This is a genomic window from Nostocoides japonicum T1-X7, assembly GCF_001046855.1.
Lineage (GTDB): Bacteria > Actinomycetota > Actinomycetes > Actinomycetales > Dermatophilaceae > Nostocoides > Nostocoides japonicum.
This window is the reverse complement of the sequence record NZ_HF570958.1, coordinates 4,747,041-4,748,786: the sequence shown is the minus strand read 5'-3', so window position 1 is coordinate 4,748,786 and position 1,746 is coordinate 4,747,041. Positions and strand designations below refer to the sequence as shown.

Sequence of the window (1,746 nt, the reverse complement as noted above, 5' to 3'; positions counted from 1 at the left end):
CCACGACCGGGGCGTCGAGGTCACCGTCGAGGCGAAGGGCACCGCGGCCGCCGCGACGCGCTCGGCGACCAAGACCGTCTCGGCGTCGGCGAAGCGGCCGGCGGCCAAGAAGGCCCCGTCGTCCGCCAAGGCCGGGGCGGCCGCGACGAAGAAGACCGCGAGCACCGCCGCGAAGAAGGCGGCCGACGGCACGACCCGGACGGCCGCCAAGGCGGCGGCGAGCGGGACCGCGGCCCGGAAGACGACGGCGACGGCCAAGAAGGCCGCATCCGCGACGAAGCAGGCGGCGAAGCAGACGGCCGACGTGCCTGAGGCCGAGGACGCCGAGGTGGAGGTCGAGCCCGGCGACGACGCGGACCTGGAGGTCGTCGCGGACGCCGACGTCGAGGAGGTCGTCGCCGACGTCGAGGTCGTGGCCGGCGCGGACGAGGACGCGGAGGAGTCCGACGAGGAGGAGAGCACTCCGGCGAAGGCCACCGACGAGGACAGCGAGAGCGCGGGCTTCGTCATCCGTGACGACGACGAGGAGGACGCGCCGGCCCAGCAGGTCGTCACCGCCGGGGCGACCGCGGACCCCGTCAAGGACTACCTCAAGCAGATCGGCAAGGTCGCCCTCCTCAACGCCGAGCAGGAGGTCGAGCTCGCGAAGCGGATCGAGGCCGGCCTGTTCGCCGAGGAGCGGCTCAACTCCGGCGACAAGATGGACATGAAGCTCAAGCGCGAGCTGTGGTGGATCGCCCAGGACGGTAAGAAGGCGAAGAACCACCTCCTCGAGGCGAACCTGCGTCTCGTCGTGTCCCTCGCCAAGCGCTACACCGGCCGCGGCATGCTCTTCCTCGACCTCATCCAGGAGGGCAACCTCGGCCTCATCCGGGCCGTCGAGAAGTTCGACTACACCAAGGGCTACAAGTTCTCCACGTATGCGACGTGGTGGATCCGCCAGGCCATCACCCGCGCGATGGCCGACCAGGCGCGGACGATCCGCATACCGGTCCACATGGTCGAGGTCATCAACAAGCTGGCGCGCGTCCAGCGGCAGATGCTGCAGGACCTCGGCCGGGAGCCGACGCCGGAGGAGCTGGCCCGCGAGCTCGACATGACGCCGGAGAAGGTCGTCGAGGTGCAGAAGTACGGTCGCGAGCCGATCTCCCTGCACACTCCGCTCGGCGAGGACGGCGACTCCGAGTTCGGTGACCTCATCGAGGACTCCGAGGCCGTCGTCCCCGCGGACGCCGTGAGCTTCACGCTCCTGCAGGAGCAGCTCCACTCGGTCCTCGACACCCTGTCGGAGCGGGAGGCCGGCGTCGTGTCGATGCGGTTCGGCCTCACCGACGGCCAGCCGAAGACCCTCGACGAGATCGGCAAGGTCTACGGCGTGACCCGTGAGCGGATCCGCCAGATCGAGTCCAAGACGATGAGCAAGCTGCGTCACCCGAGCCGCTCGCAGGCCCTGCGCGACTACCTCGACTGAGTGACGCCGGTCGTCTAGCGAGGATCGCGCGGGGGGTCAGGGGGCCGGGGGGCGCGGAGGCGGGCCACGGCGTTCCGGGGCACCTCGACGACGCGGCGCCCGAGCGACCGGAGGTGGTCGCGGCCGTCGCTCGGCAGCAGCCAGGCGCGGAGCCGCTCCAGCCGGGTCCGGCTGCGCCCGACGGCGTCGACGACCTGTCGCGCCGGCTCCCCCCCCCCCCCCGGGGGGGGGGGGGGGAGGGGGGTGTTTGGGGTGGTTCGGCCCCCCGGGGGGGG

The 1,746-nt window shown here is 72.0% G+C and carries 1 protein-coding gene; it reads left to right on the top strand.

What is annotated here, in order from left to right:
* Positions 1 to 1,471: RNA polymerase sigma factor (locus BN12_RS26355; RefSeq protein WP_048555610.1), on the top strand; the 1,471-nt coding region annotated here is incomplete at its 5' end.
* Positions 1,472 to 1,746: the final 275 nt, after the last annotated feature.